This window comes from Arthrobacter sp. B1I2 (assembly GCF_030816485.1).
Lineage (GTDB): Bacteria > Actinomycetota > Actinomycetes > Actinomycetales > Micrococcaceae > Arthrobacter.
Genome location: NZ_JAUSYC010000001.1, coordinates 3,069,453 through 3,093,451, shown reverse-complemented (window position 1 = coordinate 3,093,451; position 23,999 = coordinate 3,069,453). Strand labels below are relative to the sequence as shown.

22 protein-coding genes are annotated in these 23,999 nt (G+C 66.7%); 1 reads left to right on the top strand and 21 read right to left on the bottom strand.

The annotated features are described in order from the left end of the window. Window positions 1-10: 10 nt before the first annotated feature. From pyrF to pyrR, 7 genes are read right to left on the bottom strand one after another with little or no spacing between them, the layout of a single operon-like run. Window positions 11-889, bottom strand: a complete 879-nt coding sequence (pyrF, locus tag QFZ57_RS14435; protein ID WP_306900709.1) for an orotidine-5'-phosphate decarboxylase — start codon at window positions 887-889, stop codon at window positions 11-13. Next, the gene (carB, locus tag QFZ57_RS14430) at window positions 882-4,196 is read right to left on the bottom strand and encodes a carbamoyl-phosphate synthase large subunit (protein WP_306900708.1); all 3,315 of its coding nucleotides are present in this window, start codon (window positions 4,194-4,196) and stop codon (window positions 882-884) included. The genes pyrF and carB overlap by 8 nt, the downstream gene beginning before the upstream one ends. Beyond that, on the bottom strand, window positions 4,196-5,500 hold the full coding sequence (gene carA / locus QFZ57_RS14425; protein ID WP_373461252.1) for a glutamine-hydrolyzing carbamoyl-phosphate synthase small subunit: 1,305 nt from the start codon (window positions 5,498-5,500) through the stop codon (window positions 4,196-4,198). The genes carB and carA overlap by 1 nt, the downstream gene beginning before the upstream one ends. Continuing rightward, complete coding sequence (locus QFZ57_RS14420; RefSeq protein ID WP_306900707.1) at window positions 5,481-5,999, bottom strand: PH-like domain-containing protein; 519 nt, start codon at window positions 5,997-5,999, stop codon at window positions 5,481-5,483. Before QFZ57_RS14420 ends, carA begins: the two co-directional genes overlap by 20 nt. Continuing rightward, complete coding sequence (locus tag QFZ57_RS14415; protein WP_306900705.1) at window positions 5,999-7,339, bottom strand: dihydroorotase; 1,341 nt, start codon at window positions 7,337-7,339, stop codon at window positions 5,999-6,001. Before QFZ57_RS14415 ends, QFZ57_RS14420 begins: the two co-directional genes overlap by 1 nt. After that, a complete protein-coding gene (locus QFZ57_RS14410; RefSeq protein ID WP_306631040.1) occupies window positions 7,339-8,364 on the bottom strand; it encodes an aspartate carbamoyltransferase catalytic subunit in 1,026 nt (341 codons plus the stop codon). The genes QFZ57_RS14415 and QFZ57_RS14410 overlap by 1 nt, the downstream gene beginning before the upstream one ends. Then, the gene (pyrR, locus tag QFZ57_RS14405; protein ID WP_306631039.1) at window positions 8,361-8,948 is read right to left on the bottom strand and encodes a bifunctional pyr operon transcriptional regulator/uracil phosphoribosyltransferase PyrR; all 588 of its coding nucleotides are present in this window, start codon (window positions 8,946-8,948) and stop codon (window positions 8,361-8,363) included. The genes QFZ57_RS14410 and pyrR overlap by 4 nt, the downstream gene beginning before the upstream one ends. Window positions 8,949-9,131: 183 nt before the next feature. On the opposite strand from pyrR, the gene QFZ57_RS14400 reads away from it, so the two are divergent. Further along, window positions 9,132-10,403, top strand: coding sequence for a PrsW family intramembrane metalloprotease (locus tag QFZ57_RS14400; RefSeq protein ID WP_373461313.1), 1,272 nt, complete (start codon window positions 9,132-9,134; stop codon window positions 10,401-10,403). Window positions 10,404-10,478: 75 nt separating this feature from the next. Here the strand turns inward: QFZ57_RS14400 and nusB are convergent, their stop codons facing one another. The 14 genes from nusB to QFZ57_RS14330 form a co-directional block, all read right to left on the bottom strand. After that, window positions 10,479-10,889 carry a transcription antitermination factor NusB gene (nusB, locus tag QFZ57_RS14395; protein ID WP_018769312.1) on the bottom strand — a complete coding sequence of 137 codons (411 nt, stop codon included), beginning with the start codon at window positions 10,887-10,889 and terminating at the stop codon, window positions 10,479-10,481. Then, window positions 10,889-11,452, bottom strand: a complete 564-nt coding sequence (efp, locus tag QFZ57_RS14390; protein ID WP_018769313.1) for an elongation factor P — start codon at window positions 11,450-11,452, stop codon at window positions 10,889-10,891. The genes nusB and efp overlap by 1 nt, the downstream gene beginning before the upstream one ends. Before the next feature lie 171 nt (window positions 11,453-11,623). Beyond that, window positions 11,624-12,142: a tetratricopeptide repeat protein gene (locus QFZ57_RS14385; RefSeq protein ID WP_306900703.1), complete on the bottom strand. Its 519-nt coding sequence runs from the start codon at window positions 12,140-12,142 to the stop codon at window positions 11,624-11,626. Then, the gene (gene aroB / locus QFZ57_RS14380; RefSeq protein WP_373461312.1) at window positions 12,142-13,227 is read right to left on the bottom strand and encodes a 3-dehydroquinate synthase; all 1,086 of its coding nucleotides are present in this window, start codon (window positions 13,225-13,227) and stop codon (window positions 12,142-12,144) included. The genes QFZ57_RS14385 and aroB overlap by 1 nt, the downstream gene beginning before the upstream one ends. Window positions 13,228-13,229: 2 nt before the next feature. Continuing rightward, window positions 13,230-13,799 carry a shikimate kinase gene (locus QFZ57_RS14375; RefSeq protein ID WP_306900702.1) on the bottom strand — a complete coding sequence of 190 codons (570 nt, stop codon included), beginning with the start codon at window positions 13,797-13,799 and terminating at the stop codon, window positions 13,230-13,232. Beyond that, window positions 13,799-14,998, bottom strand: a complete 1,200-nt coding sequence (aroC, locus tag QFZ57_RS14370; RefSeq protein WP_306632526.1) for a chorismate synthase — start codon at window positions 14,996-14,998, stop codon at window positions 13,799-13,801. Before aroC ends, QFZ57_RS14375 begins: the two co-directional genes overlap by 1 nt. 23 nt (window positions 14,999-15,021) lie before the next feature. Continuing rightward, window positions 15,022-15,882 carry a shikimate dehydrogenase gene (locus QFZ57_RS14365; RefSeq protein WP_306900701.1) on the bottom strand — a complete coding sequence of 287 codons (861 nt, stop codon included), beginning with the start codon at window positions 15,880-15,882 and terminating at the stop codon, window positions 15,022-15,024. Next, on the bottom strand, window positions 15,879-17,510 hold the full coding sequence (mltG, locus tag QFZ57_RS14360) for an endolytic transglycosylase MltG (RefSeq protein ID WP_306900700.1): 1,632 nt from the start codon (window positions 17,508-17,510) through the stop codon (window positions 15,879-15,881). Before mltG ends, QFZ57_RS14365 begins: the two co-directional genes overlap by 4 nt. After that, a complete protein-coding gene (gene ruvX / locus QFZ57_RS14355; protein WP_306900699.1) occupies window positions 17,507-18,106 on the bottom strand; it encodes a Holliday junction resolvase RuvX in 600 nt (199 codons plus the stop codon). The genes mltG and ruvX overlap by 4 nt, the downstream gene beginning before the upstream one ends. A gap of 7 nt (window positions 18,107-18,113) precedes the next feature. Next, entirely contained in the window at window positions 18,114-20,792 is a 2,679-nt protein-coding gene (alaS, locus tag QFZ57_RS14350; protein WP_306900698.1) for an alanine--tRNA ligase, read from the bottom strand. Between the two features lie 126 nt (window positions 20,793-20,918). Beyond that, window positions 20,919-21,149, bottom strand: a complete 231-nt coding sequence (locus QFZ57_RS14345) for a DUF6167 family protein (RefSeq protein ID WP_306631031.1) — start codon at window positions 21,147-21,149, stop codon at window positions 20,919-20,921. A gap of 17 nt (window positions 21,150-21,166) precedes the next feature. Next, window positions 21,167-21,541, bottom strand: coding sequence for a DUF948 domain-containing protein (locus QFZ57_RS14340; protein ID WP_056336614.1), 375 nt, complete (start codon window positions 21,539-21,541; stop codon window positions 21,167-21,169). Window positions 21,542-21,687: 146 nt separating this feature from the next. Further along, the gene (gene rpsD / locus QFZ57_RS14335) at window positions 21,688-22,314 is read right to left on the bottom strand and encodes a 30S ribosomal protein S4 (RefSeq protein ID WP_306631030.1); all 627 of its coding nucleotides are present in this window, start codon (window positions 22,312-22,314) and stop codon (window positions 21,688-21,690) included. A 170-nt stretch (window positions 22,315-22,484) separates the two neighbouring features. Further along, window positions 22,485-23,954, bottom strand: coding sequence for a replication-associated recombination protein A (locus tag QFZ57_RS14330; RefSeq protein WP_306900696.1), 1,470 nt, complete (start codon window positions 23,952-23,954; stop codon window positions 22,485-22,487). Window positions 23,955-23,999: the final 45 nt, after the last annotated feature.

The following is a 23,999-nucleotide window of genomic DNA, read 5'->3' as shown; positions in this document are numbered from 1 at the left end:
CAATTGCAGCCTATTGTCCCCGCAGCCCGTCAAGCGTGCGCAGGGCAGCGTCCCGCAGCCCGCCGGTTTGCGGTCCCGCGGAAAGGATGTCGCGGCTGGAGGTTCCCAGGACCAGCGGGTAGGCGTCACCGAACGTGGCCCGAAGGTCCGCAGGCGTGGCCCCCTGCGCCCCGAGACCAGGTGCCAGGATGGGGCCGCGGACAGCAGCGAGGTCCAGTTCAAGGTCTGCCAGGGCACTGCCAACGGTGGCACCCACCACCAGGCCCACCGAACCCAGGCTGCCCCCGTACCGGGAGTTCTCCGCCGCGGCCGCCTCCGTGATCCTGCGGGCCACGGAGTCCTTTCCACCGACGTGCTGGACGGAAGCGCCTTCAGGGTTGGAGGTCAGCGCCAGCACGAAAACACCCCGCCCGGTTTCCGCCGCGAGGTCCAGGGCAGGGCGCAACGACTCGAAGCCAAGGTAGGGGCTCAGCGTGACGGAGTCCGCCGCCAGCGGCGACTCATCCCGAAGCCACGCATCGGCGTAGGCGGCCATGGTGGAACCGATGTCGCCCCGTTTGGCATCAGCGATGCTGAGGACCGACTCGTCCCGCGCCGTGGCCAGGACTTCCTCCAGCACCGCCATGCCCGCCGAACCGTGGCGTTCGTAAAGGGCCACCTGCGGCTTTACCGCGGCAGCGAGCGAAGCCACCGCCTCCAGGACGGTCAGGGAAAAGCGCCTCAACCCCGCGGCGTCGTCGTCCAGCCCCCAGCTCTTCAGCAATGCAGGGTGCGGGTCGATGCCCACGCACAACGGACCGCGGGCGGCCATGGCCGCGCCGAGCCGGGAGCCAAAAGACTCCCGGCCGGCGCCTGGTACCTGATGGATGCCGGGTACCTGCTCAGGCATGCTGCAGGGCAGCCTTCTGTGATTCCGCAAGCGCGGCGGCGTGCTCCTGCAGGCTGGTGACGGACCACTCGTAGGTGCGCATGGCTTCGATGGCCTGCACGGCGGCGTTGAACTCTGCCACCGTGGTGATGCACGGAATACCGATGGATGTGGCCGCGGCGCGGAGTTCGTAGCCGTCACTGCGGGCTTCGCCGCCGGAGGGGGTATTGAAGACCATATCGATCTCCCCGGCGATGACCAGGTCAGCGATGGTGCCTTCGCCCTCGGCGCTGCTGCCCTCGGCGACCTTGCGGACCGGGGTGGCCTGGATGCCGTTGCGGCGCAGGACGTCGGCGGTGCCGCCGGTCGAGACGATCTCGAAGCCGAGGTCCGAGAGGCGCTTGACGCCCATGATCACGGACCGCTTGTCCCGGTTGGCGACGGAGACGAACACTTTGCCTTCGGTGGGCAGCGCGTTGTTGGCCGCGGCCTGGCTCTTGGCGAAGGCGGTGTCGAAGTGCTTGTCGATGCCCATCACCTCGCCGGTGGAGCGCATTTCCGGGCCCAGCAGGGAGTCGACGACCTTGCCCTCCACCGTGCGGAAGCGGCTGAACGGCAGGACTGCTTCCTTGACGGCCACCGGGGCATCCAGCGGCAGGGTGGAGCCGTCGCCGGATTCCGGCAGCATCTTGTAGGCGCTGCGGAGCTGGTTGATGGTGACGCCGGTGCCGATCAGGGCAGCGGCCTTGGCCATCTGGACGCCCGTGGCCTTGGACACGAACGGCACGGTCCGGGAGGCGCGCGGGTTGGCTTCCAGGACGTACAGGACGTCCGAGGCCAGCGCGAACTGGATGTTGATGAGGCCGCGCACGCCCACGCCTTCGGCGATGGCACGGGTAGCCACGCGGACGCGTTCGATCACGTTGCTTCCCAGGGTGATCGGCGGCAGGACGCATGCGGAGTCACCGGAGTGGATGCCGGCTTCCTCGATGTGCTCCATGATGCCGCCCAGGTAGATGTCCGTTCCGTCGAAGAGGGCGTCGACGTCGATTTCGACGGCGTCCTCCAGGAATCGGTCGATCAGCACCGGGTGGTCCGGGGTGATTTCGGTGGCGTTGGCGATGTAGCGGGAAAGGTTGGGCTCGTCGTAGACGATTTCCATGCCGCGGCCGCCGAGGACGTAGGACGGGCGGACCAGGACCGGGTAGCCGATCTCGTCGGCGATCTTCTTGGCGTCCTCGAAGGAGACGGCGGTGCCGTTCTTGGGCGACACCAGGCCGGCCTTGTCCAGCACCCGCGAGAAGGCGCCGCGGTGCTCGGCGAGGTCGATGGCCTCCGGTGAGGTGCCAAGGATCGGCACACCGGCGTCGGCCAGTTGCTGCGCGAGCTTCAGCGGGGTCTGGCCGCCGAGCTGGACGAACACGCCCATGACGCCGCCGGTGCGTTCCTCGGCCGCGATGACCTCCAGCACGTCCTCGAGCGTGAGCGGCTCGAAGTACAGGCGGGTGGAGACGTCGTAGTCAGTGGAGACGGTTTCCGGGTTGCAGTTGACCATGACGGTCTCGTAGCCGGCCTTGCGCAGCGCCATGGAGGCGTGGACGCAGGAGTAGTCGAACTCGATGCCCTGGCCAATGCGGTTGGGGCCGGAGCCGAGGATCAGAATGGACGGCTTGGAGTGCAGCGCAACCTCGTCCTCCTCGTCGTAGGCCGAGTAGTGGTACGGCGTGTAGGCGGCGAATTCGGCGGCGCAGGTGTCCACGGTCTTGTAGACCGGACGGATGCCCAGTGCCTGGCGCACGCCGCGGACCACGGCCTCGGAGTTGTGCGTCAGTGCGCCGATCTGCTCGTCGGAGAAGCCGTGGCGCTTGGCGCGCTTGAGCATGTCAACGGTCAGGGCGCCGGCCTGGCGGATCTCGTGGGAGATTTCGTTGAGCAGCTGGAGCTGGTCGAGGAACCAGGGGTCGATCTTGGTGGCTTCGAAGAGCTGTTCCACGGTGGCCCCGCCCAGGAGGGCGCGCTGGACCTGGTGCAGGCGCTCGGTGGTAGGGCGCTTGGCCTTTTCGATCAGTTCCGCGACTTCCCACTCCGGGACGCTGCTGAAGTCCAGCTGCGAACCCTTCTGCTCGAGGGAGCGCAGGGCCTTCTGGAGTGCCTCGGTGAAGTTGCGGCCCATGGCCATGGCCTCGCCCACCGACTTCATGGTGGTGGTGAGGGTGTTGTCCGCTGCCGGGAACTTCTCGAAAGCGAACCGCGGAACCTTGACCACCACGTAGTCCAGGGTGGGTTCGAACGATGCGGGGGTCTTCTGCGTGATGTCGTTGGGGATCTCATCCAGGGTGTAGCCGAGCGAGAGCTTGGTGGCGATCTTGGCGATGGCGAAGCCGGTGGCCTTGGACGCCAGTGCCGAGGACCGGGAGACGCGCGGGTTCATCTCGATGACCACGACGCGGCCGGTGGCGGGATCGATGGCGAACTGGATGTTGCAGCCGCCGGTGTCCACGCCCACCTCGCGGATGACGGCGATGGCCACATCGCGGAGCTTCTGGTATTCGCGGTCCGTGAGGGTCAGCGCGGGAGCAACCGTGATGGAGTCGCCCGTGTGCACGCCCACGGGATCAAAGTTCTCAATGGAGCAGACCACAACAACGTTGTCGTTCTTGTCCCGCATCATCTCGAGCTCGTATTCCTTCCAGCCCAGGATGCTCTCTTCGAGCAGCACCTCGCTGGTGGGGCTGTACTGCAGGCCCTGGCCCACGATGCGGCGCAGGTCCTCTTCGTTGTAGGCCAGGCCGGAGCCCAGACCGCCCATGGTGAACGACGGGCGGACCACCATGGGGTAGCCCAGGTCCGTGGCCGCCGTGAGGGCCTCGTCCATGCTGTGGATGATGTGGCTGCGCGCAGACTCGGCGCCGCAGCGCTCCACGACGCCCTTGAACTTCTCGCGGTCCTCACCAAGCTCGATCGCGGCGATGTTGGCACCGATCAGCTCGACGTTGTACTTCTCCAGCACGCCGTTCTTGTCCAGGGCGATGGCCGTGTTCAGTGCGGTCTGGCCGCCCAGGGTGGGCAGGACGGCGTCGGGGCGTTCCTTGGCGATGATCTTCTCCACCACCTCGGGGGTGATGGGCTCGACGTAGGTGGCGTCCGCGAACTCGGGGTCGGTCATGATGGTGGCCGGGTTGGAGTTCACGAGGATGACGCGCAGGCCTTCCTCTTTGAGGACACGCAGTGCCTGGGTGCCGGAGTAGTCGAATTCGGCGGCCTGGCCGATGACGATCGGGCCGGAACCGATGACCAGGACGCTCTTAAGGTCAGTTCTCTTTGGCATTACTTCTTGTCCTCAGTCTTGTTGTCGTTTTTGTGCCCGGCGCTGTTGTTGTCCGCTTGCGCGGGGTGGGCCGAGTCCACGGGCTCTTTCGACAGGTTGGCATTCCTGCCGTCCCGCGTGCCTTCCATGAGGTCGATGAAGCGGTCGAACAGATAGGCGGCATCGTGCGGGCCGGCCGCAGCTTCCGGATGGTATTGCACGGAGAACGCCGGGATGTCCAGGCAGGCGAGGCCTTCCACGACGTCGTCGTTCAGGCTGATGTGGCTCACTTCCACCCGCCCGTAGCGTGCCTCCGGGGCCTGGGTGGCGCCGTCGAGCGGGGCGTCCACGGCAAAGCCGTGGTTCTGCGAGGTGATCTCCACCTTGCCGGTGCGCCGGTCCATCACGGGCTGGTTGATGCCCCGGTGGCCGTAGCGGAGCTTGTAGGTGCCAAAGCCCAGTGCGCGGCCCAGGATCTGGTTGCCGAAGCAGATGCCGAAGTAGGGCAGCTTTTCGTCGAGGACCGAGCGCAGCAGCTTGACCTGTGCGTCCGCCGTCGCGGGGTCGCCGGGGCCGTTGGACATGAAGAAGCCGTCCGGGTTGACGGCCTTGACGTCCTCCAGGGTGGCGGTGGCGGGAAGCACATGGACGCGGACGCCGCGCTCGGCAAACCTGACCGGGGTCATGGCCTTGATGCCGAGATCGATCGCCGCGATGCTGAAGCGGGGTTCACCGTCCCAGCCATGGTCCTTCGGCTCCACCACATACGCTTCGTCCACGCTGACTTCCTCGGCCAGGCGCGAACCCTCCATGGGGGCGCTGGCCAGGACGGCGTCGAGCAGTTCCTTGTCCGTTGCCTGTGCTGCCTCGCCGGAGAAGATCCCGGCGCGCATGGTCTTGTGCTCGCGCAGGTGCCGGGTGATGGCGCGGGTGTCCACGCCCTGGATGCCCACGATGCCCTGGGCCACCAGCTCTTCATCCAGCGACCGCTCAGAGCGCCAGTTGGAGGGGCGGCGGGCGGCGTCGCGCACGATGTAGCCGGCCACCCAGATGCGCCGGGACTCGGCGTCGTCATTGTTCACGCCGGTGTTGCCGATGTGCGGTGCGGTCTGCACCACCAGCTGCCGGGCGTAGGACGGGTCCGTGATGGTTTCCTGGTAGCCGGTCATGCCGGTGGCGAAGACGGCCTCGCCCAGGGCGGTGCCGGTGGCGCCATAGCTGGTGCCGCGGAAAATTCGCCCGTCCTCGAGAACAAGCGCTGCCGGAGCGGAGGTGGTTGCTGTCAATGTATTCGCTTTCACTGTCTTACTTTCCACTGGTGGCACCAGCCGCTGGGGCTGACGAAATCAAATCCTGAAGGGCCTGGTAAAGCACGTCCTTGTCCGCTGCGCGGCGGGTCCGGAAGCCGGTGTCCAGCTCGTGTGCGCCAAGCGTCCAGGCGAGCACCAGCAGGCCGTCCTTTTCCACGAACTTACCCGCCATGCCGCTGTCCTGCCGGATATCCGTCATGGCGGCTGCGGGGACGTACAGGGCAGGCGCGCCTGACCGCTCATAGAGGACGCCGTGCGGGTACACCTCAAGGGTGGCGTTGGTGCGGATGCCCAGCCCGTGCACGGCGATCCGGTCCAGCCAGTCGCCGGCCGTGGTGGTGGCCACGTACTGCCCTTCGGCAGCGGCGGTGGGCTCACCGGGGGCGGCGGGCACCTGGGGCAGTTGTTCGACGTCGGACTGGCGCCTCAAACGGTTGCGCCAGCCCACGGCGAGCAGGACGAATACGACGGCGACTACCGCCAGCATGGCAAGTCCGGGAAGGATCTTGTCCATCAGGCAGCGCCTGCCGGCGTTGTGGCGGCTTCCGGGTGCGGCGTGTTGAGTGCGCCGCCAAGGACGGTGGGGTGCCCTTTGAAGAAGGTGGCCACCACTTTGCCAGGGAGCTCCCTGCCTTTGAACGGCGAGTTGCGCCCCATGGTGGCCATCTTGAACGGGTCCACCGTCCAGCGTGCCGCCGGGTCCACCAGGATGAGGTTGGCGGGTTCCCCGGCTTCGATGGGCCGGCCCTGGTCGCCCAGCCGGCCGATCTTGGCGGCCGCCGTGGACGTGACCCGGGCGAAGTCCGCCCAGGTCATCAGGCCGGTTTCGATCATGGCGTGCTGTACTACGGACAGGGCGGTTTCAAGCCCGGTCATGCCCATGGCTGCCTGCGCCCATTCGCATTCCTTGTGCTCGCTGGGGTGCGGGGCGTGGTCGGTTCCCACAACGTCGATCGTTCCGTCTGCCAGCCCGGCACGCAATGCCTGGACGTCGGCGTCGGTGCGCAGCGGCGGATTGACCTTGAAGACGGGGTCGTAGCTGCGCACCAGGTCGTCGGTAAGCAGGAGGTGGTGCGGGGTGACCTCGGCCGTGACGTCGATGCCCCGTTCTTTGGCCCAGCGGATGATTTCCACCGAGCCGGCCGTGGACACGTGGCACACATGGAGGCGGGAACCAACGTGCTGGGCCAGCAGGACGTCGCGGGCGATGATGCTTTCCTCTGCGACCGCAGGCCAGCCGGTGAGGCCCAGGACCGCTGAGACGTCGCCTTCATTCATCTGGGCACCGGCGGTCAGGCGCGGTTCCTGCGCATGCTGGGCCACCACGCCGTCGAACGCTTTGACGTACTCCAGCGCGCGGCGCATCAGCACCGGGTCATGGACGCAAATGCCGTCGTCGGAGAACATCCGGACCCGGGCGCGGGAATCGGCCATGGCGCCCAGCTCGGCCAGCTGCTCCCCTGCGAGGCCAACCGTGACGGCACCCACCGGGCGGACGTCCACCCAGCCGGCTGCCCGGCCCAGCGTGTAGACCTGTTCCACCACGCCTGCCGTGTCCGCAACGGGGGTGCTGTTGGCCATGGCGTGCACGGCCGTGTAGCCGCCCAGCGCCGCTGCCCGCGTTCCGGTCTCCACGGTCTCGGCGTCCTCGCGGCCCGGTTCGCGGAGGTGCGTGTGGACGTCCACCATGCCGGGCAGTGCCACCAGGCCGGCGGCGTTGATGACCGTCGCGCCGTCAGCGGTAAGGCCGCTGCCGATCTCGGCGATGATGCCGTCACGGACCAGCAGGTCCGTGGGGTCACCGCCCAGGATGGCTGCGCCCTGGATGAGGTAGGTTCCGGTGTTGGCTGCCATCAGTTGCTCTCCTTCGTGGACGGGGCGGCGGCATAGGCCGGTGCCCGGTATGCGGCTGGTTCGCGGGTATCCCCGGAGAGCAGCAGGTACAGTGCGGCCATCCGCACGGACACACCGTTGCGGACCTGGGCCAGGACGGTGGAACGGGGGGAATCCGCCGCGGCGGCGCTGATTTCCAGGCCCCGGTTCATGGGCCCCGGGTGCATGATGATGGTGTCCGTCATGCCAAGGTCGTCGAGGGCGCGGAGGCGGTTGTCGTCAAAGCCCCAGCGGCGCGAGTATTCCCGGGTGCTGGGGAAGAACGAGGCATTCATGCGTTCGCCCTGGACCCGGAGCATCATCATCGCGTCGACGCCGTTTGCCAGGGTTTGGTCGAGGTCGTAGCTGACACTGCAGGGCCATTTGTCGACGCCGACCGGCAGCAGGGTGGGAGGCGCCACCAAGGTGACTTCCGCCCCGAGTGTCCGGAGCAGCCAGACGTTGGACCGCGCCACCCGGGAGTGCAGGACGTCGCCGGCGATGGCTACCCGCATGCCCTTGAGGTCCGTCCCCTCAGAACCGGTGCCGGCGAGGCGGGCCCAGTGCCGTCGCATGGTGAAGGCGTCGAGCAGGGCCTGGGTGGGGTGTTCATGGGTGCCGTCGCCGGCGTTGATGACGGCGGCGTCGATCCAGTCGGTTGCGGCCAGCCGGTGCGGTGCGCCGGAGGCCCAGTGCCGGATGACCACGGCGTCGGCGCCCATGGCGGACAGCGTCTGGGCGGTGTCCTTGAGGGACTCGCCCTTGGATACCGATGAACCCTTTGCGGCAAAGTTGATGACATCCGCTGACAGCCGCTTGGCCGCGGCTTCGAAGGAGATGCGGGTCCGGGTTGAGTCCTCGAAGAAAAGATTGACCACTGTGCGTCCGCGCAGCGCCGGAAGCTTCTTGACTTCCCGCTCCCCCACGGCCGACATTTCCTCGGCGGTGTCCAGGATGCGGATGGCGTTCGAGAGGCTGAGGTCCTCGGTGGACAGGAGGTGTTTCATGCGCCGCCCTCGATCACGACTTCGTTGACCGGGGTTCCGGCGTCGGACGTGTCTGTTTCCTCGAGCCGGACCCGGACCTTTTCCGCAGAAGAGGTGGGCAGGTTCTTGCCCACGTGGTCCGCCCGGATGGGAAGTTCGCGGTGGCCCCGGTCGATCAGGACTGCAAGCCGGACAATGCGGGGGCGGCCGAGGTCCACGAGTGCGTCCAGGGCGGCACGGATGGTCCGGCCGGAGTACAGTACGTCGTCGATCAACACCACCACTTTGTTGTCGATGCCTGTCCGGGGCAGCCTGGTGGGGTAGGGCGGCCGTGTTCCCTGGTGCGAGAGGTCGTCGCGGAACATGGTGACGTCGAGCTGGCCCACGATCGCGGCGGCATCAACGGTGTTGTCCGCGGCGGCAATTTTTTCTGCCAACCGGACAGCCAGCGGGTAGCCGCGGCGGGGAATACCCAGCAGGACCAGATCCCGGGATCCCTTGTTGGCTTCGAGGATCTCGTGGGCGATACGAGTGAGGGCCCGGTCAATGTCCGCCTGGCTGAGGACAACCCTGGCTGGAACCGGTGCGCTGGTGACAGAAGTCAACGCTCGTCTCCCCTTTCCCCGCCTCACAGGACGGAATTAAAAAAGGAATATTTGCTGTTCAAAATTACCACACGGTCCGCGCCCGCCTGTCGCTGGATAACGCGGTGATGGTCACATCCCGGGCCCCGGACGGCAGGATCCTTTGTGGTGCGGTGGCCCCCGCTTAGGCTTTCGGGTATGCCGATGTATCCGCAGCAGCCTTCCTCCGGACTCCCCGACGACCCCTACCGCGGGAGCACCGCTCCCCTGCCCCGGCAGGCCAATCCAAGCTGGATGGGCCAGGTGCAGCCGGAACACTACCGCGCAGCGCCGGGGCACCAGGGCCGGCCGCTGGAGGGGGTGGTACCGCCGCACGCCGAAGGCGCGGCACTGCAGGCGTCGCGGACCCGCGGCGGGCTGGTGGGGCTGACAGTTGCCGGCAGTTTGCTCGCCTTCCTGAGCCTGTTCCTGGTGGTGCCGTTCCTCCTGTCCAACACTGGTGCCGCCGGATTCCTGATTGGTTTCCTTGCATCCCTGATCCCGCTGGCGGTGGTCCTGGCGGCGGTCCACATCATTGACCGGTGGGAACCGGAACCCAAACGGCTGTTGTTTTTCGCCTTCACGTGGGGTGCGGCGGTCTCCGTTGCCGTGACCCTGCTCATCCAGCCGTTCTTCGTCATCGCCTTCCAGTTCACCGACCAGCCTGACCTGCAGACCTACATGGCCACCGTGCAGGCACCCATCGTGGAAGAATTCGCCAAGTCTCTTGGCCTGCTCATCCTGCTTCTCGCGGCGCGCCGGCAATTCGACGGGCCCGTGGACGGCGTGGTGTTCGCCTTCACGATCGCCGGCGGGTTCGCCTTCACCGAAAACATCCTCTATTTCGGCAGGGCCATCGCGGAATCGGCATCACCGGCAAGCGACTTCGCCCAGGTCTTCTTCCTCCGCGGCGTCATGTCCCCGTTCGCCCATGCGATCTTTACCGGCACCACCGGGCTTGTCATGGGCTTTGCCGCCAGGCGCTGGCATACCGGCGCTTCGATTGGCGCCTTTTTCGTGGGGCTGCTGCCGGCCATGTTCCTGCACAACCGGTGGAACAGCATGGGCCAGGGATTCCTGCTGGACTACATCCTGGTCCAGGTGCCGATCTTCGTGCTGGCGGTGGGCGGCATCATCTTCCTGCGGGTGGCCGAGAAGCGCCTGACGCGCCAGCGCCTGCTGGAGTACGCCGCAGCGGGATGGTTTACCCCGGCGGAAGTGCAGCTGCTGGCGACCCACGGCGGCAGGCGCATGGTCCTGGCGTGGGCCGCGGGCTCGGGGAGGAAGCGGCAGATGAAGCAGTTCCTGAAGGCGGCCACCCAGCTTGCCAACACCCGCCAGCGGATCCTGAGCGGACGTGACGTTCCGCTGCACCAGGCCGAGGAAAGGCAGCAGCTCCAGCGGATCGTCGCCCTGAGGGCGGCCTTGGCCGGGTGAGCTTTGCCGGCGACTACGCGATAGACGCAACAGGGCCCCGCCGGATGGCGGGGCCCTGTTGTGTGTGGTGGAAGGCTACGCGAGCAGCGAAGGCTTCAGCTGCTGCAGCCGGCCCAGCAGACCGTTGATGAACTGCGGAGACTCGTCCGTGGACAGCGTCTTGGCCAGCGCGACAGCCTCGCTGACCGCCACGCCGTCAGGGACGTCGTCGTTGTAAAGAAGCTCCCAGGTGCCGATACGCAGGATGATGCGGTCTACTGACGGCATCCGCTCCAGGCTCCAGCCCTGCGAGTACGTCTCCAGGAACTCATCAATGGCTGCCTGCTGGGACAGCACGCCTTCGACGATTTCCAACGTGTAGGGGTTGACCACCTGGTCGGTCTTTTCCCGGCGTGCACGCAGCACGTCGAACGCCGAAACAGAGCGCTGCTCCGCCTCGAAAAGAACATCCAGTGCCCTGTTGCGGGCTTTACCGCGGGCGCTCACTACTCGGTGACCCGGCCCAGGTAGCTGCCGTCGCGGGTGTCCACCTTGACCTTGGTGTTGTTCTCGATGAACAGCGGGACCTGGATCTCGTAGCCGGTTTCCAGGGTGGCGGGCTTGGTGCCTGCGGAGGAGCGGTCGCCCTGCAGGCCCGGCTCGGTGTAGGTGATTTCGAGGACGACGCTCGGCGGCAGTTCGATGTAGAGGGGGTTGCCGTCGTGGATGGCGATGTTGACCATCTGGTTCTCAAGCATGAAGTTGGTGGCGTCGCCAACCGTGGCACCGGAAACGGTGATCTGGTCGTAGTCGGAGGTGTCCATGAAGACGAAGTCCGCACCGTCCTGGTACAGGTACTGGTAGTCGCGGCGGTCCACGGTGGCCGTCTCGATCTTGAGCCCGGCGTTGAAGGTCTTGTCAACAACCTTGCCGGACATCACGTTGCGCATCTTGGTCCGCACAAAGGCGCCGCCCTTGCCGGGCTTGACGTGCTGGAATTCGATGACGTTCCAGAGCTGGCCCTCAAGCTTCAGGACCGTTCCGTTCTTAATGTCGTTAGTGGTTGCCACTGGTTTCCTCTAATTTCTTTGTCTGGCCGCTCGGGTCAGATCTGTATTCCGGCGGGCACGCCGTAACGGCCCGCCTGCACGTATTTGTCAAAAATCGCGTGGATGCAAAAATTCCACAACCATTCTACCGGTAAATAGCGGGCTGCCTTTCCGCAGCCACTGACTCCCGGCTCAGCAGGCCAGGTCCAGGACGTCCCTGGCCCGCTGCAGCGCCACCGTTGAAGAGTAAATCTGGGCCGCATCCGCCGATTGCGCCACCCGCAGGTCCAGCGCCCTGGAGAAGGACTCAACCGCGGCGGAGGTTTGCCCGGCGGCGTACTGCGTCCGGCCCAGGTACTGAAGGGCAAGCGCCTCCCGCGGCGTGCCATGCGATTCGGCCAGGAGCTGGCGGAACAGCGCGATGGCACGGTCCATGCGGTGGCTGACGCTCAGCACCTCGGCCTCGAACACGCGAAGCAGGAACGACTCCGGGTCCTTGAAACGTGCCTCGGCCAGCAGTTCGGCTGCCTCGGATGCGTGGCCCTCAACCAGCAGCACGAAGATGTGGTCCGCGGGGTTGGTTGAGGCGCCCAACGCTTCCCTCACGGCGTCCTCATTGACGATCTGGGGCAGCAGGGTATCCGGGTTGATCCGGATGCCCGGGAACCCGGCCTCGGGCCAGTCGGAGGTACCGCTCATGTCGCCCTGCATCAGGAAGCAATTTCCTGGTAAGCCGCAAACAGCAGCGACGTGTCCGGGACATCGAGGATCCCCGGTTTGGCAATGCCGTCAAGCACGACGAAGCGCAGCAGATCGCCGCGGGACTTCTTGTCGCGGCGCATCCCGTCCAGCAGTCCCTGCCAGCGGTCCCGCCGGTAGGTGACCGGGAGCCCAAGCCCCTCCAGGATGCTCCGGTGCCGGTCGGCGTCGGCATCGCTGAGCCGCCCAACGCTGCGCGCAAGTTCGGCTGCGAACATCATGCCCACGGACACCGCGGCGCCGTGGCGCCAGGCGTACCGCTCCACAAGTTCGATGGCGTGCCCCAAGGTGTGTCCGTAGTTCAGGATCTCCCGCAGCCCGGACTCTTTGAGGTCCTCGGACACCACTTTCGCTTTCACGGCGATGGCCCGCTCGATGAGTTCCCGGAGCTCCCCGGAGCGCGGGTCCACCACGGCGGCCGGGTCCTTTTCCACCAGGTCCAGGATGGCGGGATCGGCAATGAAGCCGCACTTGATCACCTCCGCCAGGCCGGAAATGATCTCATTTTTCGGCAGCGTGTCCAGGGTGTCCAGGTCCGCCAGGACGGCGGCGGGCGGATGGAAGGCGCCTACCAGGTTCTTCCCCTCTGCGGTGTTGATGCCGGTCTTGCCGCCCACGGACGCGTCCACCATGCCAAGCAGGCTGGTGGGCATGTGGATGACTTTGACCCCGCGGAGCCAGGTGGCGGCCACGAAGCCCGCCAGATCGGTGACTGCGCCGCCGCCGACGGCGACGATTGCGTCCGAGCGGGTGAAGTCGTTTTGGCCCAGGACCTGCCAGCAGAATGCTGCCACCTGGATGTGCTTGCCCTCTTCGGCGTCCGGGATTTCGGCGGTGAGGGAGGTGAAGCCGGCGGCTGCGAGCTCGTCGCGGACGGTATCGCCGGTGAGGCGCAGGGCACGGGGGTGGATCACCAGGACCCGGCGGACGCGCTCCCCCAGCAACGCGGGAAGGTCACCAAGCAGGCCGCGCCCCACGACGACGCCGTAGTTGTTGCCGGCACCTTCGCCGGTGACGTTGATGACTGTTGATTGCATGTTCACTTTTCAACTTCCTGTTTGGCAGCTGCGTGGTTCCGCAGTGCTGCTTCCAGCCGGCCGCAGAGCTCGGGTATCGAGCCGTGGCGGACGTCCAGGGTGATGTCGGCCAGCTTCTCGTAGACCGGCCTGCGGGTGGCGAACATTGCTGTCCAGCGGCCCATGGCGTCGCCGGCAAGCAGTGGCCGGCCGGAGTTCCGGGCGATCCGGTCTGCCACAGTATCGGCGTCGCACTCCAGGTACACAACGGTGCACCGGCTGACCAGCTGCTGCGTCCCCGAGTCGAGCACCGCGCCCCCGCCCAGTGAGATCACGGTGGGTGTCCCTTCGGCTTCCTCGACGGCGCGGGCAACGGTCCGCGCCTCAATTTCCCGGAAGGCGCGCTCACCGCGGCCGGCGAAGATTTCGGCGATGGATCCATGTCCGGCAACGATGACGGCATCGGTGTCAACGAACCGGGCACCCAACTGCTGTGCGAGCTGCTGCCCGATGGCCGATTTGCCGACGGCCATGGGGCCAATCAGCACGATCGGCCGGTTGCCGGCAGGTCCGGTGCTGCTGCGGTGGAGCACTATTGGCCGATCGAGTCCAGGGATGCCGGGATGTTGTCCAGGTAACCCTTGATGTTGCGCGCGGTTTCCGCCACTGAGTCACCGCCGAACTTTTCGATGACGGCCTCGGCGAGGACCAGGGCCACCATGGCCTCGGCCACCACGCCGGCGGCCGGGACTGCGCAGACGTCAGAGCGCTGGTGGTGGGCCTTGGCCGGTTCGCCGGTGCTGACATCGATGGTCCGCAGGGCACGCGGCACCGTGGCAATGGGCTTCATGGCTGCCCGGACGCGGAGGACGTCCCCGATGCTCATGCCGCCTTCGATGCCGCCGGCACGGTTGCTGGCGCGGACAATCCGGCCCTCGGCGTCGCGGACGATTTCGTCATGGGCGGCAGAACCACGGCGGGCGGCGGTCAGGAAGCCGTCGCCGACCTCGACGCCCTTGATGGCCTGGATCCCCATGAGGGCCGCGGCCAGCCTGCCGTCCAGCCGGCGGTCCCAGTGAACGTAGCTGCCAAGTCCGGGCGGGAGGCCGTAAGCCAGGACCTCCACCACACCGCCCAGCGTTTCGCCTTCCTTGTGGGCGGCGTCCACCTCAGCCACCATGGCATCCGAGGTTTCACGGTCGAAGCAGCGCAAGGGGTCGGCATCCAGGGCGATTACGTTACCTGGTACGGGCAGCGGGCGGCCTTCGGGCACCGTCACGCTGGCGATGGACACAGTGTGGCTGACAAGTTCGATGCCGAGTTGCTTGAGGAACTGTGCGGCTACGGTGCCCAGCGCAACGCGGGTGGCGGTTTCCCGGGCGCTGGCGCGCTCCAGCACCGGACGCGCTTCGTCGAAGCCGTACTTCTGCATCCCGGTGAAGTCTGCATGCCCCGGCCGCGGGCGCGTCAGGGGCGCGTTGCGGGCCTGGTCGGCCAGGAGTTCGGGGTCCACGGGATCGGCGGACATGATCTGTTCCCATTTGGGCCATTCCGTGTTTCCCACCTGGATGGCCACGGGACCGCCCTGGGTGATGCCGTGCCGGACGCCGCCGAGGATCGTGACCACGTCCTGCTCGAATTTCATCCGCGCACCGCGTCCGTAACCAAGACGGCGGCGGGCCAGGGAGGCTGCGATGTTCCCGCTGGTGATTTCCACACCGGCGGGGACGCCCTCAATAATTCCCATTAGAGCCGGACCATGGGATTCACCGGCAGTCAACCAACGCATAATTTCCATCCTGCCACGTAGGGCGGTCAGAACGCCCGCCGGGCTAGGCCGACTGCGTCACACATCACATCTATGACAGCTGCATTAACGTCTTCCCCACTCCGGGTGAAGAGCCGCACCTGCTCCACTGCCTGGTAGAGCAGCATCTCCAGGCCCGGCACGACGCGGCCGCCACCGGACTGCCATACCGAGGCGATAAGACTGGGCCAGGGATCGTAGGCAACATCCAGCAGTACGCCTGGCGTCGGAGTCTTCAGCGCGGCAACTTCCGCAGCGAGTCCGTCTGCCGCACGGGGCGGCAGCGTGGAAATCACGACGTCGGCTTCCGCAGTGGGGCGGGCGGCTTCAGCCAGGGGATGGATTTCAAGGGCCACTTCCAGGCTGTCCCCGGCTGCGCGGACATCAGCCGTCCGCGACGCATCACGGACGAACACCTGTACTGTCCCGGTGCCCAGTTCCTTCAGGGCAGCGACAGCCGATGCAGCAGTTCCGCCACCGCCGAGGATGACAGCCGACGGTGCTGCCGGCGTGCCGGCATGGCGAAGAGCGCTGACGATGCCGGTGACGTCCGTATTGGAGCCTACCGTCCTGATTCCGCCGGCTGATTCCTCGAAGGTAACGGTATTCACCACTCCAAGGGTCTGCGCCACGCCCCGCACCTCATCCACCTGGTCGAGCATGGCCGTCTTCAACGGCATCGTGACGGAGAGCCCCCGCCAGCCCGGCTGGTGCCGGATCTGGCGCATGAAGGACGGCAGCAACTCCTCGGTGACATCAATGGCCGTATAGCTGATGCCTGCGCCCAGTTGCCCATACGCGGAGAGGTGCAGCGCCGGGGATTTCGAGTGGCTGATCGGGTGGCCCAGGACGGCAGCCCGCAGGCTCATGTGCAGCGGCCCGCGTTGGCCTGGCACCAGGCGTTGTACTGCTCGACGTAGGCGTTGTGCTCGGCAAGCGTCTTGGCGAACTTGGTTTCCTTGGTGTCCAGGTTGATGGTCACCCAGTACAGGTAATCGTTGGTCTTTGGCCGGGCGGCTGCGTCGATGGCAGTCTTTCCGGGGGAACCGATGGGTCCCGGCGGCAGCCCAGGATTCGCGTAGGTGTTGTACGGGTTGGATTTGTCGTTGCGCTGCTCATCCGTGAAGTTGAAGCTCCGGGTGCCAAGGCCGTACGTGACCGCGGAGTCAACCTGCAGGAAGCCCCCGGTCTGGTCGTTGGGCTTGAGCCGGTTGTAGATGGCGCCCGCGACGTCCCCGTAGTCGGCCTGGCCGCCCTCGGCCTGGACGATGCTGGCCACGATGACGGCCTCGTACTGCTTGGCCGGATCGCTGATGCCCTGCGACACGAGTTCATCGGTGGTGGCCTTCACCAGCGCCTGCAGGATGTCCTTGCCCGGGGTGCCCAGGGGGAAGCGGTACTCGCCGGGTGCCAGGTACCCTTCGAGGTTCTTGGCCTTCGCGGGCAGGCCGAACTGGGCCGGTTGGTTGCTGAGCGCCTGCAGTTGCTGCACGGACACTCCGGACCCCTCGGAAATGGCCTGCAGGGACTCGCCGATCCGCAGGCCCGCGCTCAGGGCGAAGTAGATGACTTTGGTTTTGTCCTTGCCGAGCAGGACGTTGACCGCGTCGGCGTTCTTCATTTCCAGCTTGAAGGTGTAGTCACCCGGGGCAAGCGTCCCGCCCGACGCGTGGAACGCCTGCATGAAGGTATCCGCGTTGGCAACGACGCGCTGGTTTTCCAGTTCACTGGCGACAGAACGCGTGCCTTCGCCAGTGGATACGGTCACCTGGACCTCTCCGGTTCCCGGACCGGGAAAGTCCGAAGGCTTTCCGTTGCCGAGGAGGGGTTTGAGGAACTGGGCCCCGACGGCCACGGCCGTCACGAAGACAGCCAGCGTCAGGAACAGGGCCAGCAGCCTGCGGCGGCGCCGGACCTTTTTCGACGGCCGGGGCACTACCTGGGCTGCCGATGATCCGGGAAGCAGCTCGTGGCCCGCGTCGGCGTGTGGGGCGTCCGGGTGGTCATCGGCGTAATGCCCCGAGGGCTCGTGGGCATGCTCATCGTGCACGCCGTCCGGGTAGTCGTGCCCGTTGGCATAGTGGACCTCGTCCGCGAAGTGTCCGTCTGCTGCATGCCGATGGCCGGCCATCACGGGTGTGGCATAGGCGGCATGCACGTCGTCCTCGTGGTGATGCGGCTCGTCGTCGGCAACGTACTGGTGCGGTGCGTCTGCGGGTTGTGCGTCCTGGATGGACGGCGGTGTTTCCGGAGCCGGCGGAACATCATTGGCGCCCGGGAGCGGGGCAAAGGTCGGCTCGACCGCGGGAGACGTGGCGGCCGGTGGCATGGCAGGGGGCGGCGGAACATCGCCCGATTCATACGCCTGTTCGGGAACGGCGTCCTGGCCTCCGGTGTTGAGGTTCCTCTGCCGGGCCCTCATTTCCTTGCGGGTCAACGGCCTTGCGGCCCCGTTGTCCACCGGGCCGGAGGTGTCGTCGATGTTGGCAGGGCTCACTGTTGCCTTCCATTATCTGAAGATCGGGCCGTGTCTGCGGGGACGGCGCGGACGGGTTTGTCCACCCCACCGGCCCCCATGTCCACGGGCGGGGATGGCGCTGTCACGCGTGAGCCGACATCCGCTCCCCTGGCTTTTTGCATGTCGATGGCGTGCTGAAGAATGGCTGCCGCCGCGACTTGATCAACTACTTTACGGTGGTCCCTGCTGCTCATGCCAGCTTCATGCAGGTTTCGGTGGGCCGTGACACTGCTGAGGCGCTCGTCCACGAGGTTGACCGGGACCGCAAGGCCACGCCTGGAGAACTCCGCGGCCAGGAGCAGGGCGTAGTCCGTGGCCATCCTCGCGGAGGCGTGCTCCTCGCCCTTCATCGTCCTGGGCAGGCCGACGAAGACCTGCACTGCGCCGAGTTCCTCGGCCAGTTTGGCGATAACGCGCACGTCGGAGTTTTTCTTGACGTTCCGGTCCAGGGTCTTGTGCGGCGTGGCCAGGATCGAGTCGCGGTCGCAGATGGCAACCCCTACCCGGACGGTGCCGACGTCCACCCCCAGTTTGACGCCCTGGGGGTAGCCGCCGGCAGCAACAGGATTGGTCATAACGTGATTAGCGCCTGGAGATGGCGTCGACGACCGCTGCGAGGGCGGCGTCGACCTTTCCGGCGTCGGTTCCGCCGCCCTGGGCGACGTCATCCTTGCCGCCACCGCCGCCGCCGAGCACGCCGGCAGCTACCCGGACCAGGGCACCGGCCCTGACGCCGGCTTCCCGTGCCCCCTCGTTGGTGGCCACCAGGATCAGCGGGCGGTCGTTGGCGACACCTGCCACGGCCACGGCGGCAGCCGCCGAACCGAGCCGGTTGCGCAGGTCCAGGGCCAGGCCGCGGAGATCGTCCGCCCCGCTGACGGTACCGGCGTCGTGGGCCACCACCTTGACGCCCCCGGCGTCCCTGGCACTGTTGACCAGCTGCGCAGCGGCAGCGGCCAGCTGTTCCTTGCGGAGCCGGTCCAGTTCCTTCTCGGTGGCCTTCAGCTTGGCCAGGGTGGCGGAAATCCGGTCAGCGAGCTGGCCGGACGGGACCTTCAGAAGGTCCGTCAGTTCAGTCACCAGGGCACGCTCGGCCGCGAGGTGCCGGAAGGCCTCCATGCCGACGAAAGCTTCCACGCGGCGGTTGCCCGAACCGACGGACTGTTCGCCCAGGAGGGACAGGCTGCCGATGAGCGAGGTGTTGGCAACGTGGGTGCCGCCGCACAGCTCGCGTGACCACGCGCCGTCGATCTCCACGACGCGCACTTCACTGCCGTAGTTCTCACCGAAGAGCGCCATGGCGCCCATGGCCTTGGCCTCGGCCAGCCCCATGATCTTCGTCTCCACCGCGTAGTTGTTGCGGATGGCCAGGTTGGAGACCTCTTCGATCTCGGACCGGGTGGCGGTGCTCAGGCCTTCGCCCCAGGCGAAGTCGAAGCGCAGGTAGCCGGCCTTGTTGAAGGATCCGCGCTGGGTCGCTTCCGGCCCAAGGATCTGGTGCAGGGCGGCGTGCACGATGTGCGTGCCGGTGTGGGCCTGCTCGGCGGCGTGCCGGCGTTCACGGTCGACGGCGGCGCGCACCAGCGAGTCAGCGCCGATTTCACCCTCGCGGACTATCGCCTTGTGGACGCTCAGGCCCTTCACGGGGCGCTGGACGTCCAGGACCTCGACGACGAACCCGTCGCCGGTGATCAGGCCGGTGTCGGCGGCCTGGCCGCCGGCTTCGGCGTAGAACGGGGTTTCGGCCAGGACAAGTTCGATCTCGTCGCCGGTGGCTGCCTGCTGGACCTGCCGGCCGGCGCTCAGCAGGCTGCGCACGCGCGACTCGCCTTCGAGCTCGGTGTAGCCGGTAAAGACCGTCTCGCCCTGGGCCAGGATGTCCTGGAAGACTGTGAGGTCGGCGTGGCCGCCCTTCTTGCCCTTGGCGTCGGCCTGGGCACGCTGGCGCTGCTCCTGCATGAGGCTGCGGAAAGCCGCCTCATCCACGTTGAGCCCGGCTTCCTCTGCCATTTCCAGTGTGAGGTCAATGGGGAAACCGTAGGTGTCGTGCAGGGCGAAGGCGTCCTCGCCGGAGAGCGGCTTATTGGCCGCCTTTGAAGCCTTGACCGCATCTTCCAACCGGGCCGTGCCGGAGGCAATGGTGCGCAGGAACGCCTTCTCTTCGGCGTAGGCAATGCGGCTGATCCGGTCGAAGTCAGTCTGCACCACGGGGTAGACGCCCTTCATGGCGTCCCGGGATGCGGGCAGCAGTTCAGGCAGGCAGGCCTGTTCGACGCCCAGGAGGCGCATGGAACGGACCGCACGCCGGATGAGGCGGCGCAGGACGTAGCCGCGGCCCTCATTGGAGGGGGTCACGCCGTCGGAAATCAGCATCAGTGCCGAGCGGATGTGGTCGGCGACGACGCGCATGCGGACGTCGTCCGTGTGGTGGGGATCGTCCGCCGTTTCGGCGGAGGTGTATTCCCTGCCGGACAGTTCCGCGGCCTTGTCGATGACCGGCCGCACCTGGTCGGTCTCATACATGTTCTCGACGCCCTGCAGGATCATGGCGAGGCGTTCCATGCCGAGGCCCGTGTCGATGTTCTTCTTGGGCAGTTCGCCCACCACGTCGAAGTCCACCTTGGAGCGCACGTTTTCGATCTGGTACTGCATGAACACGAGGTTCCAGATCTCAATGTAGCGGGTCTCGTCAGCGATGGGGCCGCCCTCCACGCCGTAGGCGGGACCGCGGTCGTAGTAGATCTCGGAGCAGGGTCCGGCGGGCCCGGGCTGGCCGGTATGCCAGTAGTTGTCCGACTTGCCCATCCGCTGGATGCGCTCAGCGGGGACGCCCGTGTTCTTCAGCCACAGTTCCTCGGCCTCGTCGTCCTCTTCGTAGACCGTTACCCACAGTCGTTCGGGCGCAAGGCCGTAGCCGCCGTCGTCAACGCCCGTGGTGAGCAGCTCCCAGGCGAACTTGATGGCGTCTTCCTTGAAGTAGTCGCCGAACGAGAAGTTGCCGCACATCTGGAAAAAGGTGCCATGGCGGGCGGTCTTGCCCACTTCCTCGATGTCGCCGGTGCGGATGCACTTCTGCACGCTGGTGGCGCGGGAGTAGGGCGGTTCCTCGCGGGCGGTGAGGTACGGGATAAACGGGACCATGCCGGCCACCGTGAACAGCAGCGAGGGGTCGCTGGAGACCAGCGATGCGGAGGGAACCGCGGTGTGGCCCTTGCTGACAAAAAAGTCCACCCAGCGCTTTGTGATCTCCTGCGACTTCATGAGCTGTTTTCTTACCCTTCTTGGTCCGCCCCGCCGGGCGGCACGGAAATTTCGTTCAGGTGGGAAGGTTCCCGGTTAGGGTTCCTGCCGGTTGTTGGCTAATGCCGGTGAATGCCCTGAAGGGGCTCAGCGGCGGACCAGTTCCGCGGACTCGATCCCAAGTGCGGTCCTCAGGTCGGTTTCCCGTTCACGCATCCCTGCGCGGACGGCGTCGGCGAAGTCGTACACCCCGTCGGCAAGCTGCCCTGCCGCACGGTTGAGACCCGCCGGCCCAAGGGCGGACTGGGCCTCGCTCACTTTGCGGAAGGCGATGACCCCAATGGCCACGCCAATTCCCATCCAGATAATTCTTTTCATCTTCGTTCTCTTCGAATCTATCGGCTGCGGCGGCCGGCCGCGGGTTTCCGGCGGTTGGCGAAGGCGCTGCGGACGCCGTAGCTGAACGCCGCGACCTTGATCAGCGGCGAACCAACGGTGGCGGCTACCAGCGAGGACAGGGCGGAGATGTTCGCGGACGCATCCGAGACGTTGGACGAGATGCCGTCCACCTTCTTCAGCTGCTGGTTGGTGGTGGAGACGGTGGCCGTCACCTCATCCATCAGGGGCGTGGCGCCGTCGCTGATGGACCTGATGGCGGTCCGCACCTCGTCGAAGACCTTCCCCAGCTTCAGGATGGGGACCGCGAGCAGCAGCACCAGGAGCGCGAAAACCCCGGCAGCGATCAGGCCGGCAATATCGCCACCAGACATAGACGTTCATCTCCTTGAAATTCGGTGGGTTGGGCCCCATCCGCCGTATGCACGGAAGGCCCGTTGCGCAGATGTCCCCCAAGTACCTTACATACAAAGAAGCCCGCGGCGCTTGCCACGGGCTTCTTTGGAGACGCTGCTGGAATTTAGCGTGCGTAGAATTCGACGACGAGCTGCTCTTCGCAGGTCACCGGGATTTCCGAACGCTTGGGGCGGCGCACGAGGCGTGCCTGCAGGGCTTCCAGCTTGACGTCCAGGTAGGCCGGAACGGTGGGCAGGACGTCGCGGTGGGCGCCGGCTGCTGCAACCTGAAGCGGAACCATGGTCTCGCTGCGGCTGTGGACGTGGACCAGCTGGCCCTCGCCAACGCGGAACGACGGACGGTCAACGCGGATGCCGTCAACCATGATGTGGCGGTGCACAACCAGCTGCCGGGCCTGGGCGATGGTGCGGGCGAAGCCGGCACGCAGGACCAGGGCGTCGAGACGCATTTCGAGCAGCTCGATGAGGTTCTCACCGGTCAGGCCCTTGGTGCGGCGGGCTTCTTCGAAGGCACGGGTCATCTGTGCTTCGCGGATGCCGTACTGGGCGCGCAGGCGCTGCTTTTCGCGGAGGCGAACGGCGTAGTCGGAGTCCTGCTTCTTGCGGGCACGGCCATGCTCACCGGGGCCGTACGGGCGGCGCTCCATGTACTTGGCGGCCTTGGGGGTCAGAGCGATGCCGAGGGACCGCGAGAGGCGGGCCTGACGGCGAGCACGAGTGTTGTTAGCCACTTGTGTCCTTCCAATATCTGCGGTGTGTCAGTGTTACTGGCCTCCACGATGGAGAGCATCGGCCAACCGCTGCCTTTTGCTACTGGGCGCAGGGCATAACCTTCTCAACGTGAATTGGGGAGATTTTGCGTCCGTGCCTTGCCAGACGAACATCCAGCCTACCACGGCAGCTACTTGCCCCGCACAATCTTCCGCAGCCGTTCCAGCCGCTGGGCAATGTCCCGTTCCGCGCCGTTGCCGGTGGGCTGGTAGTAGTCCCGGCCCACCAGGTCGTCCGGCGGGTACTGCTGGGTGGCCACCGCGTGCGGCGCGTCATGGGCGTACTTGTAGCCCACACCGTGCCCGAGCTGCTTGGACCCCGGGTAGTGTGCGTCCCGCAGGTGCGCGGGAATCCCGACGCCGAGGCCCGCACGGACATCCGCGATGGCTTTGTTGATGCCCATGTACGCGGCATTCGATTTTGGCGCCGTGGCGAGATGGACCACGGCCTCAGCCAGGATGATCCGGCCTTCCGGCATCCCGATCAGCTGCACCGCCTGCGCCGCGGCCACGGCGGTCTGCAGCGCGGTGGGGTCCGCCATCCCCACGTCCTCCGCTGCCGAGATGACAATCCGCCGGGCCACGAACCGCGGGTCCTCCCCCGCTTCAAGCATCCGCGCGAGGTAATGCAGGGCGGCATCCACGTCAGAGCCCCTGATGGACTTGATGAATGCGCTGGCGACGTCGTAGTGCTGGTCCCCCGCACGGTCATAGCGGACGGCAGCCGCATCGAGGGCGCGCTCGGTGTGGCGGAGCTCCACGGTGACCGGCTCAGCGGTGACCGGCTCACCGGCTGCACCGTCCTCCCCCACGGAACGTTCGACGTCGTCCGAGTCACCGAAGGCGACGCCAGCCGCAGCTTCCAGGGCAGTGAGTGCCCTGCGCGCGTCTCCGCCGGACAGCCGGACCAGGTGCTCCAGCGCTTCGTCGCTGAGCCGTACCTTGCCGCCGAGCCCCCGCGGGTCCCCCACTGCGCGCACCAGCAGGCCCTCGATGTCAGCATCCGTCAGGGGCTTGAGCGTAAGGAGCAGGGAGCGCGACAGCAGCGGCGAGACCACCGAGAAGGAGGGATTTTCCGTGGTGGCGGCCACCAGGACCACCCACCGGTTTTCGACGCCGGGCAGCAGCGCGTCCTGCTGGGCTTTATTGAAGCGGTGGATCTCGTCGAGGAACAGCACCGTGGTGGTCTTGTACAGGTCCCGGGCCGTCAGGGCGTCGTCCATGACGCGGCGGACATCCTTGACGCCGGCGGTGATGGCTGACAGTTCCACGAACTTGCGCCCGGGCCCGCGCGCGATGACGTGCGCCAGCGTGGTCTTGCCCGTGCCCGGGGGTCCCCAGAGGATGAGGGAAGTGGGGCCGGCCGGACCCGAGGTGTCGGCTCCCGCCCCCGCGGCGAGCTGGCGCAGCGGGGAACCCTGGCCCAGGAGATGCTGCTGGCCCACCACTTCGTCCAGGGTGCGGGGGCGCATCCTGACAGCCAGCGGGCTGCGCGGCGACCCCTTTCCCCGTGCACCCTGGCCCCGGGAACCGGTGCCCACCCCGGCGACGGGACGGTCGTCGTCGTCATTTTCTGGCCCGTGCCCGAAGAGATCATCCACATAGATAGGCTACTTCCAGTCCAGCACCTGCTTTTCCCCCTGCCT

Bases quoted from the DNA above. Each gene is read 5' to 3' on its own strand.
- pyrF (WP_306900709.1), bottom strand. From the start codon at position 889: ATGCCTGAGCAGGTACCCGGCATCCATCAGGTACCAGGCGCCGGCCGG.
- carB (WP_306900708.1), bottom strand. From the start codon at position 4,196: ATGCCAAAGAGAACTGACCTTAAGAGCGTCCTGGTCATCGGTTCCGGC.
- QFZ57_RS14420 (WP_306900707.1), bottom strand. From the start codon at position 5,999: ATGGACAAGATCCTTCCCGGACTTGCCATGCTGGCGGTAGTCGCCGTC.
- QFZ57_RS14415 (WP_306900705.1), bottom strand. From the start codon at position 7,339: ATGGCAGCCAACACCGGAACCTACCTCATCCAGGGCGCAGCCATCCTG.
- QFZ57_RS14410 (WP_306631040.1), bottom strand. From the start codon at position 8,364: ATGAAACACCTCCTGTCCACCGAGGACCTCAGCCTCTCGAACGCCATC.
- QFZ57_RS14400 (WP_373461313.1), top strand. From the start codon at position 9,132: ATGTATCCGCAGCAGCCTTCCTCCGGACTCCCCGACGACCCCTACCGC.
- QFZ57_RS14385 (WP_306900703.1), bottom strand. From the start codon at position 12,142: ATGCAGGGCGACATGAGCGGTACCTCCGACTGGCCCGAGGCCGGGTTC.
- aroB (WP_373461312.1), bottom strand. From the start codon at position 13,227: ATGCAATCAACAGTCATCAACGTCACCGGCGAAGGTGCCGGCAACAAC.
- QFZ57_RS14365 (WP_306900701.1), bottom strand. From the start codon at position 15,882: ATGAGCCTGCGGGCTGCCGTCCTGGGCCACCCGATCAGCCACTCGAAA.
- ruvX (WP_306900699.1), bottom strand. From the start codon at position 18,106: ATGACCAATCCTGTTGCTGCCGGCGGCTACCCCCAGGGCGTCAAACTG.
- alaS (WP_306900698.1), bottom strand. From the start codon at position 20,792: ATGAAGTCGCAGGAGATCACAAAGCGCTGGGTGGACTTTTTTGTCAGC.
- QFZ57_RS14345 (WP_306631031.1), bottom strand. From the start codon at position 21,149: ATGAAAAGAATTATCTGGATGGGAATTGGCGTGGCCATTGGGGTCATC.
- QFZ57_RS14340 (WP_056336614.1), bottom strand. From the start codon at position 21,541: ATGTCTGGTGGCGATATTGCCGGCCTGATCGCTGCCGGGGTTTTCGCG.